Source organism: Nocardiopsis lucentensis DSM 44048, assembly GCF_000341125.1.
Taxonomy (GTDB): Bacteria; Actinomycetota; Actinomycetes; order Streptosporangiales; family Streptosporangiaceae; genus Nocardiopsis; species Nocardiopsis lucentensis.
Window position 1 is genome coordinate 1 of record NZ_ANBC01000349.1, and the last position, 1,612, is coordinate 1,612.

The window sequence follows — 1,612 nt, forward strand, 5'->3', positions numbered from 1 at the left end:
AGCAGACACCCGCGCTGCTCGCGTTCGGGTCCGCTGACCGTGCCCGAGGCGTACACGTCGCCGGTGCGCAGGGACGCGCCGTTGACCGTCATGTGCGCGAGCTGTTGAGCGGCCGTCCAGTACATCGTGGCGAACGGCGGTCGCGAGACCACGTGCCCGTTGATCCGCACCTCCAGCTCCAGGTCCAACCCCCAGGGCTGGCCGCCGCGCAGGTAGGGCAGCGGTTCGGGGTCCTGGGCGGGCTGCTCGACGCGGGCCGACTCCAGGGCCGCCAGCGGCACGACCCACGGCGAGATCGAGGTGGCGAAGGACTTGCCCAGGAACGGGCCCAGGGGCACGTACTCCCAGGCCTGGAGGTCGCGCGAGGACCAGTCGTTCAGGAGGAACACCCCGAACACGTGGTCTGGGAAGTCGTCCACGGCGACGCGCTCGCCCATGGCGCTGGGCGTGCCGACGACGAACCCCACCTCGGCCTCGATGTCCAGGCGTGCCGACGGGCCGAAGAGGGGCGTGGGCTCGGTGGGGGGCTTGCGCTGGCCCGTGGGGCGCACGATGTCGGTGCCCGAGACCACGACGGTGCCGGAGCGGCCGTGGTAGCCGATGGGCAGGGGCTTCCAGTTGGGCGTGAGGGGCTCCTGGTCGGGGCGAAACATCCGGCCGACGTTGCTCGCGTGGTGCTCCGAGGCGTAGAAGTCCACGTAGTCGGCGACCGTGAACGGCAGGTGCAGGCTCACCCGGGACCGGTCGACCAGGTGCGGGCGGATCGCGTCGGCGTGGGCGGGGTCGGTGACCCAGGTGGTCAGGGCCGCGCGCACGGCGTCCCAGACCGGTCTCCCGGAGGCCAGGAGGGCGTCGAGGTCGGGCTGGGCGACGGTGTCGGCGAACGGGGCGCCCTGGGCGCGGGCGGCCGCGCCCAGGTCCAGGACGTGGTCACCGATCGCCACCCCGACGCGCGGCTCGGGGTCGGTGTCGGTGCTGAACACCCCGTAGGGCAGGGTCGCCGGGCCGAACGGCGCGTCCGGGTCCAGGTCGAGCCAGGTTTCGGGCATCATCGCTGCTTTCTGTGGTGGTGGTCAGTGCGGCCGGGCCTCAGGGACCAGGGCGCCGAGGACGACCAGGTCCTCCAGGGGTTCGACGACGCTGCACGTACCGAAGGACAGGAACCGCGCGCGGACGGCCTCGGCCTGGTTCGGGGCCAGCCGCGCCGCGGCGTCGGCCAGGGCGGCCCCGTCGCGGTCCGCGAGGATTCCGGCGAGGTCGTCGGCCCCGGCTCCGTCGGCGGCCGCGGCGGTGGCGACGAGCAGGTTGAGGAACCCGTGCTGTTCGAAACCCTCGGCGGTGGTGTGGCGGACGGCGTGGTGCAGTCCGGCGGTGCACTTGAAGGGGAGCTCACGGGACAGCGCGGCGGACACGAACGCGGCGAGTTCGGCCTCGTCGGGGTGCGCCTCGGGGGTGAGGCCGCCGGTACGGAACTTGGCGCTGTGGCCGGTGCCGGTCAGGGAGTCCAGGTCGGCGTGCACGTCCCCCGCCCGGGAGACCTCCACGAACCCGGACGCCCCGGGCGGCAGGTGGCGGGTGAGCTGGTCGGCGACGGCCGTGGCCTGCCCGGGTC

1 protein-coding gene and 1 pseudogene are annotated in these 1,612 nt (G+C 73.8%); both read right to left on the reverse strand.

The features are described from left to right. Nucleotides 1-1,049, reverse strand: a 1,049-nt coding sequence (gene fahA, locus D471_RS0112245) for a fumarylacetoacetase (RefSeq protein WP_026127654.1), incomplete at its 3' end; no start/stop codon positions are given. 24 nt (nucleotides 1,050-1,073) lie between these two features. After that, nucleotides 1,074-1,612: pseudogene (locus D471_RS0112250) on the reverse strand (hypothetical protein); the annotation flags it as partial.